Source organism: Chryseobacterium pennipullorum, assembly GCF_003384725.1.
Taxonomy (GTDB): domain Bacteria; phylum Bacteroidota; class Bacteroidia; order Flavobacteriales; family Weeksellaceae; genus Chryseobacterium; species Chryseobacterium pennipullorum.
The window spans coordinates 378,884-394,430 of sequence record NZ_QNVV01000003.1 but is presented as its reverse complement, the minus strand read 5'-3'; the positions used below and the strand labels follow the sequence as shown (position 1 = coordinate 394,430).

General features: G+C 37.4%; 13 protein-coding genes. 7 read left to right on the top strand and 6 right to left on the bottom strand.

Annotated elements, in window-relative coordinates:
• The first annotated feature begins 51 nt into the window (after positions 1-51).
• Entirely contained in the window at positions 52-342 is a 291-nt protein-coding gene (locus DRF67_RS06220) for a GNAT family N-acetyltransferase (RefSeq protein ID WP_115927437.1), read from the top strand.
• On the opposite strand, the gene DRF67_RS06215 is transcribed toward DRF67_RS06220, so the two are convergent.
• From DRF67_RS06215 to smpB, 5 genes are all read right to left on the bottom strand, one after another.
• Positions 331-1,302, bottom strand: a complete 972-nt coding sequence (locus tag DRF67_RS06215; protein WP_115927436.1) for a glycosyltransferase family protein — start codon at positions 1,300-1,302, stop codon at positions 331-333. The genes DRF67_RS06220 and DRF67_RS06215 overlap by 12 nt on opposite strands.
• Positions 1,302-2,126: a UDP-2,3-diacylglucosamine diphosphatase gene (locus tag DRF67_RS06210; protein WP_115927435.1), complete on the bottom strand. Its 825-nt coding sequence runs from the start codon at positions 2,124-2,126 to the stop codon at positions 1,302-1,304. The genes DRF67_RS06215 and DRF67_RS06210 overlap by 1 nt, the downstream gene beginning before the upstream one ends.
• Before the next feature lie 130 nt (positions 2,127-2,256).
• Positions 2,257-2,997: a YebC/PmpR family DNA-binding transcriptional regulator gene (locus DRF67_RS06205; protein WP_115927434.1), complete on the bottom strand. Its 741-nt coding sequence runs from the start codon at positions 2,995-2,997 to the stop codon at positions 2,257-2,259.
• Between the two features lie 94 nt (positions 2,998-3,091).
• Positions 3,092-4,600, bottom strand: coding sequence for an OmpA family protein (locus DRF67_RS06200; protein WP_115927433.1), 1,509 nt, complete (start codon positions 4,598-4,600; stop codon positions 3,092-3,094).
• A 77-nt stretch (positions 4,601-4,677) separates the two neighbouring features.
• Positions 4,678-5,136 carry an SsrA-binding protein SmpB gene (smpB, locus tag DRF67_RS06195; RefSeq protein WP_047096870.1) on the bottom strand — a complete coding sequence of 153 codons (459 nt, stop codon included), beginning with the start codon at positions 5,134-5,136 and terminating at the stop codon, positions 4,678-4,680.
• Positions 5,137-5,257: 121 nt separating this feature from the next.
• Between smpB and DRF67_RS06190 the strand changes: the two genes are divergently transcribed.
• The gene (locus tag DRF67_RS06190) at positions 5,258-6,880 is read left to right on the top strand and encodes an ABC-F family ATP-binding cassette domain-containing protein (RefSeq protein WP_115927432.1); all 1,623 of its coding nucleotides are present in this window, start codon (positions 5,258-5,260) and stop codon (positions 6,878-6,880) included.
• 81 nt (positions 6,881-6,961) lie between these two features.
• On the opposite strand, the gene DRF67_RS06185 is transcribed toward DRF67_RS06190, so the two are convergent.
• Complete coding sequence (locus DRF67_RS06185) at positions 6,962-7,774, bottom strand: M48 family metallopeptidase (protein WP_115927431.1); 813 nt, start codon at positions 7,772-7,774, stop codon at positions 6,962-6,964.
• Between the two features lie 109 nt (positions 7,775-7,883).
• Between DRF67_RS06185 and recJ the strand changes: the two genes are divergently transcribed.
• The 5 genes from recJ (at position 7,884) to DRF67_RS06160 (ending at position 15,530) form a co-directional block, all read left to right on the top strand.
• On the top strand, positions 7,884-9,596 hold the full coding sequence (recJ, locus tag DRF67_RS06180) for a single-stranded-DNA-specific exonuclease RecJ (RefSeq protein WP_115927430.1): 1,713 nt from the start codon (positions 7,884-7,886) through the stop codon (positions 9,594-9,596).
• A 131-nt stretch (positions 9,597-9,727) separates the two neighbouring features.
• Positions 9,728-10,312: a nicotinate (nicotinamide) nucleotide adenylyltransferase gene (gene nadD, locus DRF67_RS06175; RefSeq protein ID WP_115927429.1), complete on the top strand. Its 585-nt coding sequence runs from the start codon at positions 9,728-9,730 to the stop codon at positions 10,310-10,312.
• Positions 10,313-10,389: 77 nt separating this feature from the next.
• Positions 10,390-10,731 carry a DUF3817 domain-containing protein gene (locus DRF67_RS06170; protein ID WP_115927428.1) on the top strand — a complete coding sequence of 114 codons (342 nt, stop codon included), beginning with the start codon at positions 10,390-10,392 and terminating at the stop codon, positions 10,729-10,731.
• A 241-nt stretch (positions 10,732-10,972) separates the two neighbouring features.
• Positions 10,973-13,234: an outer membrane beta-barrel family protein gene (locus DRF67_RS06165; RefSeq protein WP_115927427.1), complete on the top strand. Its 2,262-nt coding sequence runs from the start codon at positions 10,973-10,975 to the stop codon at positions 13,232-13,234.
• A 43-nt stretch (positions 13,235-13,277) separates the two neighbouring features.
• Positions 13,278-15,530: an outer membrane beta-barrel family protein gene (locus DRF67_RS06160; protein ID WP_115927426.1), complete on the top strand. Its 2,253-nt coding sequence runs from the start codon at positions 13,278-13,280 to the stop codon at positions 15,528-15,530.
• Positions 15,531-15,547: the final 17 nt, after the last annotated feature.

Below are 15,547 nucleotides of genomic sequence, written 5' to 3'. Positions count from 1 at the left end.
GAAACGGTCACTCGGTGCAATTTTTGCATCATTCAATTTAAATTATGAATTATGAAATTTGAAAACAACAAATCCGGAAATGGAGGTGTTCTTACACTCAATAATGATATTAAAGAAATCGGAAGACTCACCTATACCATTTTTCCAGAAGATCATAAATTAATTATTTCTTTTGTTTTGGTACATCCAGAATTTGAAGGAAGAGGAATGGGAAAATATTTAGTAGAAGAAGCGATCAGATTTGCAAGGGAAAATAGCTGGAAAGTATATCCACACTGTTCTTACGCAAGGTCGGTCATGACCAGGATGAGTGATGTAGAAGATATCTTTTTACAAAATTAAAACTTCCCTCATCAGAATTTCTTCGATATCATCCGGGTAATCCACTTTCAGATGATGATCTGCTGCCACCCACTCCATAATCTCCTGCAGCTTTAAAACTTTAGAATTGGGAACTCCCATCTGGTCCAAGGCACATGCGTTACATTCCTGTTCGTACTGATTATGGATTGGGATTACAAATAACTTTTTATCCATAAAGAGGGCTTCTGCGGGAGTTTCAAAACCAGCATTACAAAGAATTCCGTCACAGCCTTCAAAATATTTTAGGTACTCATTTTCATCGATGGGAAATACTTCAACATTTTTTATTTTGACCCGTACTGTACTGTATTTTGAGAACACTTTCCATTCCACCGGAATTTTCCGCAGAACTTTGATAATATTTTCATCTGCAAAACTGGGAAGGTATACCAAATAGTATCCCTGTTTAAAAGGGTTCAGATTTCTGATTTTTTTTCTGATTACCGGCTTCTTGATCTGCGGATGATAATTTTCAAAATGAAAACCTATTTTCCTTTCACTCGGAACATAGTATTTTAAAATCATTTCGCCCAGGAAATCTTTTTTCAAAGGTTTTGGGGTTTCCGGAAAACTCATGGATGCCTGATGACTCAGCTCAAGCATCGGTAATTTTTTCAGTTTGGAAGCCCATCCTGTTAAGGGTTCATAATCATTGATGATGAGATCATATCCGGAAAGGTCAAGATCTCTTATCGTTTTTGCTGCTTCCAGGAATTTATTTTCAGTAAAAGTTTTTCGATAGGATAAACCGCCTGTTTTGTTATAAAGCAACGAAATACCTTTATATTGGAAATTAATGTCAAAATCAGCCTTTAATTGCGATTGGTGACCACTGATCAAAGTATCCACTGATGCATGCTTTTTGAGAATAGGAATAATCTCCTGTGCCCTGGCTATATGGCCATTGCCTGTACCCTGAAATGCATAGAGGATTTTCATTAAGAAAAATTAGTTACGATTTTTAAAAGTGCTGAATTATCCATTTCATGAATCTCTTCCGCCTCATCATCCTGCAGCAAATGCTTATGCTCATCATAATAAAAGATCTTCCATTGCTTCTCATTGTATTCCAGTGCAGATAGATTTTCAATCCAGTCTCCGGAATTCAAATAGGTACAAGATCCTTTTTTATTAACCACCTCGCGGATCTGCGGCTGGTGGATATGCCCACATACCACATAATCATAATGATTATCAATGGCCAGTTCGGAGGCAGTGAGTTCAAAGTCGCCAATGTACTTCACCGCTTTTTTTACGTTATTTTTGATCTTTTTTGAAAAGGAATATTTCTCCTTGCCCATTTTCTCAAGCAGCCAATTAACCACATTGTTGATCATGATTAACAGATCATACCCCTTCCCTCCAAGCTTAGCAATCCATTTGGAATGTTGCACGGAAGCATCGAAGACATCCCCATGGAATATCCATGTTTTCTTGTTATCGATATCCAGACAGATTTTATTACATACTTTAAGCTTGCCAAGTTCAAAATCTGTAAACTTACGGAACATCTCATCATGATTCCCTGTGATGTAATAGACCTCTGTATTCTTGGTAGCCAACGAAAGAATCTTGCGGATTACTTTCAAATGAGGTTTAGGGAAGTAAGACTTTTTGAACTGCCAGATATCTATAATATCACCATTCAAAACTAAAGTTCCAGGCTGTATGGAGTTGAGATATCTCAACAACTCTTTAGCCTTACATCCATAAGTTCCCAAATGAACATCCGATATGACAACTAATTCAACGTTTCTTTTCATCCGTATATTCAGCTTTTTAAATTCGCCGGATGGAACGCCTTATCGTTTTCACAAATCTAACAAGGCGTTTCATAGTTTTGTACAAAGAAACTAATTGAAAGTTAACTGTATATGAATGCTATATTATTTTTTATAAAGAGTTCATCAGTTCTTCTGTGATTTCCATATTGTGGTAAACATTTTGAACGTCATCGTCCTCTTCAAAACGTTCCAGCATCTTCATATTAGCTTTGAACTGTTCTGCATTGACTTCTTTTGTATTATTTGGAATTCTCTGAAGTTCTGCGCTCTTTGCCTCAATTCCAAGTTCATCTAATTTGTGGGATAAAGAACCGAAGTCTTCAAACGCAGTTGTAATCATTACTTCTTCTTCATCTTTTTCCACATCTTCAGCTCCGCCATCGATCATTTCCATTTCAAAGTCATCCCAATCCATCTTAATCTGAGCCAAATCAATGGTAAAAATTCCTTTTCTATCAAAGATAAATGCCAACTCACCATTTTTCCCAAGGTTACCATCAAACTTGTTAAAAACAGCCCTTACATTAGCTACTGTTCTGGTCGTATTGTTGGTGGTACATTCTACAAAGAAGGCAACTCCACCCTGGCCATATCCTTCGTAAGTAATTTCTTCATAGTTTTCAGCATCAGCACCGCTCGCTTTTTTAATCGCACGTTCTACGTTGTCCTTAGGCATGTTTGCCCCTTTCGCATTTTGGATACATCTTCTCAGGGCCGGATTGGATTCCGGATCTGTTCCACCAGCTTTTACAGCTAATGCTATATCCTTACCTATTTTAGAGAATGTTTTGGCCATTTTATCCCATCTGGCCATTTTAGAAGCTTTTCTATATTCAAATGCTCTTCCCATTTTAATTTTTTAATTTTCAACAAAATTACTCAAAAGTCAACAAAAAAAAAATACCTCCAAAAAATTGGAGGTATTCATTATTTAGAAAAATTAATTATTTTCTTTTTTTAGCTGGAGCTTTTCTCTTAGCTGGAGCTTTACCTTTCTTCACTACAGTCTTCTTCACTACTACGTCTAGATCAGATTTCTTAAGTGCATCCCAAGCAGCACCGTTAACAGCTTCAACAACTACTTTTCTGTCTACCATTCTGTCAGCGTCAGAAGCTTTAGCAGGAACTTTAGCGTCTCTAGAACCAACACCTACAGATTTCAACTGGTTAGCGTTAACTCCTCTAGCTTCAAGAGCACCTACTACAGAAGCAGCTCTTTCTCTTGAAAGTTTCAAGTTGTAAGCAGCAGCACCTTTAGCATCTGTGTGACCTGTTACTAAGAATGTACCGTCAGAAGATTGCTTAATGATCTTAGCAGCTTCATCTAATTTACCATTAGACTCTGGTCTGATCGTAGCTTTGTTGAAGTTGAACAAGATACCTTTAAGAGCACCTGTAGCTTCTTCACCAATAACTTCTTTTGGCTTAGGACATCCGTTGTATTCTGGAAGACCTGGAACAGTAGGACAAGCATCATCTTTATCTAAGATACCGTCACCGTCTGTATCTGGCCAAGGACAACCGTTGTTTTCAGCAGGACCTGCTACTGTAGGACAAGCGTCATCTTTGTCGATTACACCGTCACCGTCTGTATCTGGCCAAGGACAACCGTTGTTTTCAACTGGACCAGCAACATCTGGACATTGATCGTCTTTATCTGGAACACCATCTCCGTCTGTATCAGGACATCCTTGGAATTCTGGTAAACCTGGAGTATCTGGACAAAGGTCATCTTTATCTAGGATACCATCTTTATCTCTGTCTCTGTTTCCGAATCTAAATAAGATAGATGCAGAAGCTTGCCAAAAGTTAGCAACTGTAGACTTATCACCAGGAGTTGATACGTAATCACCTTGGATACCAAGACCGAAGTTCTTAGTTACCCAGAAGTTAGCACCAGCACCTGTAGATACTGTAAAGTGGTTAGCTTTACCATTCTCGTTACCATTATCACCGTTAGATACAGTTTCAATTGGGTTACCGTTAGCATCTACACTTGTTCTTGGGAAAGAAACACCTGTATAGTCATGTCTAAGGTAGTTAGCACCTACTCTTAAATATGGATCAAACCAAGATTCTTCGTTCCATAAAAGACCTGCAGCTTTAGCCTGGAAACCAATACCTGTCATTAGGAAAAATTCTTTCCCCATGTTGAATCTTTTGTTTTCAACATTTCCAACAGTAGTCTGCCAGTCAATTACTAAACCTTTTCCAATGTTTCTAGCAACTGTTAACTTAGATAATGGAGGTGTAATAGAGTAATTGTTCACATTGAACACACCCTTTGTAAAATTTTTAGCAGAGAACGTATTACTGAAGCTACTACGTGCTGCCACGTGGTTTTCTGCGTGAGCACCAACTCCGATCAACCACGGATTGTTGGTAGTCTGTGCGAAAACAGTAGAAGCAACAGTAAGCGCCAATGCTGAAATTCCTAATTTTAGATTTTTCATAGAATTAAATGATTAAATAATTGATAATGCAAAATAAATATAATTTTTCTTTATATACAAAGTTTTTCAAATGATTTTTAACTTTTCTTTAATATTCTGTCCAGGTTCCGTTTATTTTCTCTATCTTTTATCGCCTCCCTTTTATCGAAAAGCTTTTTCCCTCTACCCAGCGCTATCAGCACCTTTGCCTTACCTCGATCAGTGATATATAATTTTAAAGGTACAATGGTGTTCCCAGCATCCTTTAACTTTTTTTCAAGTTTCTGTAATTCTTTTTTGTGCAAGAGCAATTTCCGTTCCCTTTTTGTTTTGTGATTGTAAAAAGTTCCCAATTTATATTCATCAATCATCATGTTGATGATGTATAACTCCCCATCAATAAACTGACAGAAGGATTCTGTGATGGATGCTTTGGACGAACGCAAAGATTTTATTTCTGTACCGGTCAAAACCATGCCAGCTTCATATTCTTCAAGAATTTCATACTCGAAGCGGGCTCTTTTGTTTAATATATTAACTGTTTTCTCAATCTTCATCATTTTAAAATTTCGTTATCGGAATATATAAAAAATACGATACATTTAAAAACTTGACTATTATATTATTACACAATACCCAAATTCTTTTCGTATTTTTGCGCCAAATTTACAAAACTATATGTTAACAGTATCTAACTTATCTTTACAATTCGGGAAAAGAGTTCTTTTTGACGAGGTAAATATTATGTTTACCAAAGGAAACTGCTACGGAATCATCGGAGCAAACGGTGCGGGAAAGTCTACATTCCTTAAAATATTAACAGGAAAGCAGGATCCTACAACAGGAAATGTATCTCTGGAGCCAGGGAAAAGAATGTCAGTTTTGGAGCAGGATCACTTTGCTTACGATCAGTATACTGTTCTTGAAGCTGTTTTAAGAGGTAACAAAAAATTATATGAGATAAAGGAGGAAATGGATGCGTTATACGCAAAAGAAGATTTCTCCGATGAAGACGGAATCAAGGCTGGTGAGCTGGGTGTAATCTATGATGAAATGGGTGGATGGACTGCAGAATCTGATGCACAGACCATGCTTTCAAACGTAGGGATCAGTGATGATATGCACTGGCAGCTGATGGGTGAACTGGAGAATAAAGACAAAGTAAAGGTTCTTTTGGCTCAGGCACTTTTCGGTAATCCTGATGTATTGATTCTGGATGAGCCTACCAATGACCTTGATATTGATACAATCTCATGGTTAGAAGATTTCCTTGCTGATTATGAAAATACAGTAATCGTGGTATCTCACGACCGTCACTTCTTAGATACAGTGTGTACGCACATTGGTGACCTTGATTATTCCAAGCTTAACCTTTACACGGGTAATTACTCTTTCTGGTATCAGGCTTCTCAGCTGGCCACAAGACAGAGAGCTCAGGCTAATAAGAAAGCTGAAGAGAAGAAAAAAGAGCTTCAGGACTTCATTGCCAGATTCAGCTCTAACGTTGCTAAGGCAAAACAGGCTACGGCAAGAAAGAAAATGATCGACAAATTAAATATTGATGATATCAAACCTTCTTCAAGAAGATATCCGGCTATTATTTTCGAGATGGAAAGAGAAGCAGGAGATCAGATTTTAGATGTAAAAGGTCTTGAAAAAACAAAAGATGGAGAATTATTGTTCTCAAATATCGATCTAAATCTTAAAAAAGGAGATAAAGTAGCTGTTCTTTCTAAAAACTCATTAGCCATTACGGAATTTTTTGAAATTCTGGCGGGTAATGTTGAGGCAGACAAAGGAACAGTGGCTTGGGGAGTGACAACGAATCAATCTCACATGCCCCTTGACAACACAAATTTCTTCCAGGAAGATTTAAGCCTTGTGGATTGGTTGAGACAATTCACCAAAAATGATGAAGAGCGTCATGAAGAATTCGTAAGAGGATTCTTAGGTAGAATGCTTTTCTCAGGAGATGAAGCTTTGAAATCCTGTAAAGTGCTTTCAGGAGGTGAAAAAATGAGATGTATGTTCAGCAGAATGATGCTTCAGAAAGCAAATGTTCTTTTACTGGATGAACCTACCAACCACCTTGACCTTGAAAGTATTACCACTTTGAACAACTCACTATCTAATTTCAAAGGAAATATTTTACTGGCGTCCCATGACCACGAAATGCTTTCCACGGTGTGTAACCGAATCATTGAACTTACTCCTAACGGAATCATCGACAGAGAGATGACCTATGACGAATACCTTGCTGACAAAAAAGTAAAAGAATTAAGAGAGAAAATGTACTCTTAATCTGATACATTATCAGCTGAAGATAAAAATACCTCAAAGCAATGCTTTGAGGTATTTTCGTTTAAACAATAAATAAAATAATTATTTTGTCAGTTTCGAAGTAGGAAGAGAAACGGTTCCCGGATCTTTCCATAGCCCGTCTTTTTCAGCTCTCTTTTTGATAGCCTGCGCTCTTTTTTCGCTATCCGGGTGAGAATTGAACATTTTCTCAAAACCGGTTTGTGTGCTTCCTTGTGAAAGCAACGCTAATTTTTTGAACGCAGAATACGCTCCTACAACGTCATATTTGTTGTTTTTCATAAAATCATAAGAATAGGTATCTGCCTCAGACTCCTGTTTTTTACTGTGTGAAGCATCCAGAAATGCATTGGCCATTTTTCCCACCTGGCTATCGTTAAGCGTTGCTACTGTGGAAGAGGCTGATGAAGCGGCATCTAGAGCTGCAGCTTTCAGATAAGCCGATTTCATGGCATCCTTGGTATCCTGGTTTTTAACGTGACCGATCTCGTGGCCGATGATAGCCAACAATTCGTTATCATTCATAATGTCCATCAAAGATGAAAATACCCTTACACTTCCATCTGCACAAGCAAAAGCATTGATATCTTTTACCTTATATACTTTATAATTCAAATTAAGTCCATCCTGGGATTTGTGTTTCGCAAACAGTTTATTCAATCTCACAGTATACGGATCTTTGGGTCCGGCTACAGGATTGTTTTTATCCATCCAGTCTACTGACTCTTTGGATAATTTAATAGCATCGTCGTTGGTAAATGTTAAGGCTTTTGCACCATTGGAAACTATTCCGGCTGCTTTACCGAGATTAATCTTTTGTGCATTAATTGAATTCATCGCGCCTAAAAAGATCAGGCATAGTGTAATTTTTTTCATAGTCATTTCAAATTTGGAGCACGAAGATAATTATTTTTTAACAATTATAAAGTCAAAACTTCATTCTCTATCTTTTCACAATGCTATTTTTTTTCCTTATTTTTGTGAAATGAGTCAAAAATGGATTTACAAGCCCGAACCTGATGAGGAAGTTGTGGACCGACTAAGTTCGTCACTTGGTTTTGGTACTTTTGAATCTAAGCTCCTCGTTCTAAGAGGGATTGACAATTATCAAAAGGCCAGAGAATTTTTCAAACCGAACCTTACCGACATTCATAATCCGTTTTTAATGGCAGATATGCAAAAAGCTGTAGAGCGTATTGCAACGGCAATTGAAAATGGTGAAAAAATATTGGTATATGGAGACTATGATGTGGACGGAACCACAGCAGTAGCCTTAATGTACCTTTATCTCAGCAAAATTGTTGAGAAAAAATACCTGGATTATTACATTCCTGACAGAAATTCCGAAGGCTATGGAATTTCTACTGAGGGAATTGATTTTGCCAAAGAAAATGGTTTTTCACTGATTGTTGCCCTGGACTGTGGTATCAAGGCGATCGATATGATCAACTATGCTTCGGGGCTGGGAATAGATTTTATTATCTGCGACCATCACCTTCCGGGTGAGGAGATTCCTGCTGCAGCAGCAGTTCTTGATCCTAAAAGAAGTGACTGCCGCTATCCCTTTAAAGAGCTTTCCGGATGTGGTGTAGGCTTTAAGCTTTGCCAGGGATTGAATACCATCTATAAATTACCGGAAGCGGAATTATTCGAACTGACCGATCTTCTTGCTATTTCTATTGCAGCCGATATTGTATCTATGACAGGTGAAAACAGGGTATTGGCAAAAATGGGATTAAAAACTCTCAGAAAAACCAGAAATCTTGGATTAAGGTTACTTATTCCGGAGGACAAGCTTTCTCATTTTGAAATTTCGAATATTGTTTTTGAGATTGCGCCAAAAATTAATGCTGCCGGAAGAATTTCACATGGCAGAGCTGCGGTAGAGCTGATGGTTTCTGATAACCTGAAGCATGCCCATCAGATCGTCAGTGATATTATGGATCTCAATGATGAAAGGCGTGAACTTGACATGAATTCCACACTCTCTGCATTGAATCAGATTATCGAATCACAGCAGGAAACCAAATACACCACTATTGTTTACCATCCTGAATGGAATAAGGGTGTGATTGGTATTGTGGCATCCAGGCTCATTGAGACGTACTATAAACCTACGCTGGTATTCACAGATGGTAATAACGGAGAAATGGTAGCTTCAGCGAGATCTGTTTCTGATTTTGATGTTCATGAAGCACTTGATATGTGTTCGGAACATTTCCTTAAATTCGGAGGACATCATGCTGCGGCAGGCTTGTCTATGGAGAAAGAGAAATTTGAGGCATTCAAAGAAAAATTTGAGAGAATTGTTTCGGAAAAAATCCAGGAACATCAGAAAGAGCCTTCTATCACTATAGACTGTGAAATCAAAGTGGATGAAATAAACAGAGAGTTTATCAATTTCCATAGAAAACTTGCTCCATTCGGACCTCATAATATGAAACCTATCTTTACGCTGACGAATCAGAAGCTTTCGGGATATGTAAAAACAATGGGAAAAGATAATAATCATCTTAAGTTTTATATCCGGCAGGAAGCTACCGGACGAAATATTGAATGTGTAGGATTCAAGCTCGGACAGTTTGTTGACGATTTTAAAAACAAGAACTTCGATCTGGCCTTCACCGTGGAAGAGAATCACTGGAAGGGAAATGTCACCCATTATCTTAATATCAAGGATGTAAAATTCAGAGAGTAACTGAGGTTGCAGGATTTAGGTTGCAGGTAATGGAATCAGAACAAATCAATCCCGTAAACCTTAAAAGAATCCTGATGCCAATATTTAAATTCTGAAGTACAGCCACCTGCTATCTACTACCTAACAAAAAAATGAAAAAAATCGGTTTATTTTTCGGATCTTTTAATCCTATCCATATCGGTCATCTTATTCTGGCCAATTATATTCTGGAAAATTCTGATATGGATGAGCTTTGGTTTGTTGTAAGTCCTCAGAATCCGTTTAAAGACAAAAAATCTTTACTGAACGATCACAACAGGCTTGATATGGTGCAGCTTGCAGTAAAAAATTATCCGAATATGAGAGCTTCCAACGTGGAATTCTCTCTTCCCAAACCAAGCTATACCATCGATACCCTGACTTATCTTCACGAGAAGTATCCTGAATATTCTTTCAGCCTGATGATGGGAGAAGATAACCTGAACAGTCTTCACAAATGGAAGAATTCTGATATCCTGATCAAAAACCATCATATCATTGTGTATCCAAGAGTGTTTGACGGGGAAAAGAAAGATTCCGACTATCTGCAGCACGATAATATTTCACTAATAAAAGCTCCGGTTATTGAGCTTTCTGCAACCGAAATACGCAATATGATTAAAGAGGGCAAAAATGTTAGGCCTATGCTTCCCCCAGAAGTTTTTGAATATTTGGACGGAAGCAGTTTTTATAAGTAATTTTACAGGTAAGAAATTATTAAGTTTTTGAAGCCTGAAAAAGGCTTTTACCTCAATCTACAACCAATCAACAAAGAATGGACTTCATAAACAAATTTTTCTCCAAATATCCCCAGGACAAAATCATCAAATGGTTTAAACAGATCTGCGTAGCAGAGGCAATCACCTGTTTTCTCCTGTATGGAATTGCCATGATCTGGAAAAGATATGATGATGAAGGTCTTCTTCCTACTATTTTCATTATTGTTGTTGGTAACATCCACGGCTTATTTTTCACTCTTTATCTCTTATTTTGCATCCCGGCAAGAAATATTTTTAAGTGGGATGATGAAGATTTTGTATTCGCTTTATTAGCTGCATTTTTCCCGTTTGCTACCATATGGGTGGAGAAAAAACTGGCAAGATTCGATAGAGAATAATCTCCTTTTTTAATAAAATTTAAGTTTTCGCTGTAACAAAATTATTGTTGCAGTTGTCTTATTATGTAGAAAAGGCAAGCAAGCAGTATTTACACTTAAATTTTTATCACCTGAAAATCAATAAGTTAAATTTCGATAATAATATTTTTAAGTACTTTGTATTGCATAATACTAAATTTATTATATATCTTTGTAATATTAAATAACTAACCATACAAGCTATTAATTAAAAAATAATATCATGAAAACTCAAATTCTTATTGCAGCGATATTCTTCAGTGGATTGGTTACAGCCCAGCAGAAAAAAGATAGTTTGAAAGTACACAGTATTGACGCAATCAATATCAGAAAGCAGGTTTTCAAGAAACAAGGAGACCGTCTTGTATATGATGTAGCCTCCTCGCCTATTGCCAAAGGAACAAACACCTTCAATTTATTAAAGCAAACTCCAATGATTTCAAGCATCGATGGTAAAACGCTGAAGATCCTTGGAAAATCTGATGCGATCATCTATATCAACAACAAAAAAACGAATATGGATTCTGAGGCATTGATCGAAATGCTGAAATCCACACCATCGGAAGATATTCAGAAAATTGAAGTGATTACGGTTCCTGGCAGTGAATTCCAGGTAGAATCTAAAGAAGGAGTCATTAATATCGTAATGAAGAAAAATAAGAATAATGGTTACAACGGAACAATGAAGATGCAGAACGAACAGGGGTATTATAACAATCCTTCGGCCGGAGCGTCCTTCAATTTCAGGCAGGGAAAATGGTCCGGTAATTCTAATATCAGAATGGGAAGCTGGACAGAGAGACAAAAATATACGTTGTCTAACGGGGATCCCACTTTCAGAAATGAATCCTATGGATCCAATGACGATCCTAATAAGAACTTTGGTGGCGGATTCAATATCGACTATGAGATCAGTGCAAAGCAAAGTCTGGGGCTTTCCTACAATATGAGATACAATAAAAGCTTCAACTCTATACTGGATATCAACAACTGGCAGGACGGCGTATTAACCAACCAAACTGTAAACTATGAGAATGCACAAACGAGAAATCATTCTTTTAATTTAAACTACGAAATAAAAACGGATTCTCTGGGCAGTAAACTGACTTCTAATGTTTCGTATTTATGGTTTAACAGGGATAAAGCCAGCTTTAATGAAACCTTCCCACTCAATAATAAACCGAAAAACAAATATTCGGCATTGCACCAGTCTGTACCGCAGATCATCAACAACTACGCTGCTAATATTGATTATCTAAAGAAAACAGCAAAAGGCGAAACCTGGCTGATGGGGATAAGCTATAACCGAACCCATACTGATAATGATACTCAGCAGGATAAACTTGTCAATGGAGAGTTCATTCCGAATATCAATCAAACCAACCATTTCATTTACAAAGAAAATATCCTGGGTCTTTACCTCAACTATGAGAGAAAGCTGACTGAAAAACTGTCCGGAAAAATAGGGGCCCGTTATGAAATGACAAGAAGCACGGGGGATATTCTTGGAAAAACAGGATTTGAAAGAAATTACAATAACCTTCTTCCCTATTTGAACTTAAATTATGCCATCCACCCTGACCATAATCTTAGCTATACCTTTTCCAGCAGGATCCGAAGACCTAGATTCTGGGAGCTCAATCCTTCGAGAACGTATTTTACGCCTACAAATTATACCCAGAACAACCCATTTATATTGGCTTCCAAATTTTATAACCAGGAACTCAATTATATGTACAAAAATGCATTCTATGCCAATCTAAGTTTTAATATCGTAGAAGATGCATCTGCTTCTGACCTGCTTCCTTTGCAAGGAACTGTAACAGCACCCAAAAAAGATGACGAGGGTACTATAATCTATGACGAAGACGGAAATCCTGTAATGGAAACCACTAAGTTTCTAAGATACATCAGAACAAATTATGGGAAGAACCGGGAACTCAGCTTAACGCTGGGAATGAACAAATCCTGGTTTGAAGACATCTGGACAACCAACTATTCTGTCAATATGGGATATGTTACATACAAGGGTGCCGTACTGGAAGATCCTACTTCTATCCCTACTCCGGGAGAAACTGAAGTTCTGGAACCTTACATCATTGATATCAAAAACTTCAATGTGTCTGCTACCATCAATAACACGGTTCGCCTTTCATCAAAAAAAGACTGGTTTTTAGGTGTTAATTATTTTATCTCAAGCAAAGTAGCCATGGAAGGAGGTACAATAGGAGCCAGACAAAGTTTGGATATCAGTCTGAAAAAAATTATCGGGGACTGGACCGTTATAGCGGAAGTGAATGACCTGTTTAACCAAAGCTTTTACAGAGTGAGAGGAATACAGCCCAACGGGCAATACAACAATATCACCAATTTCAACTATCCGAGATTAATAAGCATTGGTGTTACCTACAATTTCGGAAATCAGAAACTGAAAAAAGCAAGGGAAATGAAATCAGCCAACGACGCTGTAAAATCAAGAACCTAAATCATACACTCTATTTCATATAACCACTCTTAAAAAAACAAACATGAAACGTACTCTTTTGTCAATGGCCATTATATTCGGAACCTGTGCATTTGCCCAGGAAAAGAAACCCGATACGGCGAAAACAAAAAATATAGAAGGAATTACCATTACCAAACAGGTTTTTAAAAAGCAAAGCGACCGTTTTGTATATGATGTTGCTGCTTCTCCTGTTGCAAAAGGAAATACTACTTTTGACCTTCTGAAGCAGACCCCATTACTGTCGTCCACCGATGATAAAACACTGAAGATTGCAGGAAAAAACAATGCCCTGATCTATATCAATGGAAGAAAAACGAATATGGATGCTGAGTCATTGGTTCAGTTCCTGAAAAACACCCCCGCAGAAAATATCCAGAAAATAGAAGTGATTACTATTCCCGGAAGCGAATATCAGGTAGAGTCCTCTGATGGAATCATCAATATCATTCTAAAGAAAAAAATGAGTGACGGGCTCAACGGAAATATGAGATTCTCCAATACTCAAAGCAAATATAATGCAAGCCAAACCAGTTTTTCAGCGAACTACAGAAAGGATAAGCTGGGAATAAGCGCTAACCTTAATGGTGGTGAAAACATTCAGGCCCAAAGGTATACTTTGAGAAATGGTACTGTGAATACCTCCAATGAGTCTACAGGAGATATTGATGATCCGAACAAAAACATCGGCGGGTATCTGAATATTGATTATCAGCTGAATGACAAAAGCAACCTCGCTTTATCATGGAATACATGGGCTAATAAAAGTTATAATTCTACAGTAAATCTGTTTAACACCATTGTCACTAATGGAAAAACGAGGTATACATGGTCCAAAAATAAAGAAGATGCAAGATCATACAACAATTCCCTGAATTTAAATTATGAATTAAAAACCGATTCTCTGGGCAGCAAGCTGAATGTAAATGCCGCCTATCTTAATTATAAAAGATTTCAGTTTACGGATAACCGTACCTACAAGTCCAACATCAACGGGGACGTACTGGATATGAGCAGTCAGGTATTTCAGGATCTGCCACAGATTATCAATAATTTCTCCGGAATGGTAGATTATATTCAGAAATTTAAAAATGACCTTACGGTTTCAGTGGGTGGCAATTATAACAGGACAAAAACAGACAACGATTCTAAAAACATTACTTATTCTTTCGATCCCTCGAAGGCTCCCGATTCCAGACCCAATCATTTTATCTATGACGAAAATATTTATGGTTTCTACGTAACGGCAGAAAAGAAATTTTCTGATAAATTCTCGGGAAAAATAGGTGCCCGCTATGAGATTACCAATAGTCTGGGAACCTCAGACAACGCGCCTACGGACGCCTTGAAAAGAATTGAAAGAAATTACAACAATATCCTTCCTTACGCCAGCTTCAATTATGCGATCAATGATAAAAATAATATTTCATACTCTTTTTCAAGCCGGATGAGAAGACCAAGCTTCTGGGAAATCAACCCTGTCAAAAATATCCTGACAGACGATAACTACACACAAAACAACCCTTTTGTGAAAGCTTCTTCCACGTATAACCAGGAACTGACTTATATGTACAAAAATTCCTATTTCCTGATTTTAAATCATTCCTATTTTAAGGATGCTATTACCCAGGTGCCGCTTCAGGGTTATCCGGAATCGCCTAATGGAGATCTGGGAAAAAATCCTGTTTTGAGATATATCAGGACCAATTTTGGAGATAAGCAGGAAATGTCAGCGATGGTTGGGGTTCAGCGTTCTTTCTTTAAGCAGTACTGGACGACGAATTTCAATATAGGAGTACAGCATAACATCAACAATGGAAGTCTGGATACGGATCCGACAACGGGAGACCGGTTCAAAAATAAAGACGGCAAGTATATCACTTATACGAATATGGTAAGATCTACCAGTCTTTTGATTCAGACCAACAATACGATTCGCCTTGATAAAAAGAAAACATGGTTCTTTGGGGTTAATTATTTCTTTGTAGACAAGCAACAGATCGAACTTGGATTACTAAAAAGTTTAATGAGTTTAGACCTCAGCATCAAGAAAGTATGGAATGAGTGGACCTTCGCTGTTAATGCTAATGATATTCTTAATACCAATATCGTTAAAATTGAAGATTTCCAGGAGAACGGGAACTATAATTACATCCATCAAAATCGTTATAACAGAAACGTAATGGTAAGTCTTACCTATAATTTCGGAAATCAGAAAGTGAAAAAGGTAAGGGATATAGAAGGGGCCTCAGATTCCATCAAGAGCAGAACGAGATAAACTATCTTTCTTCATAT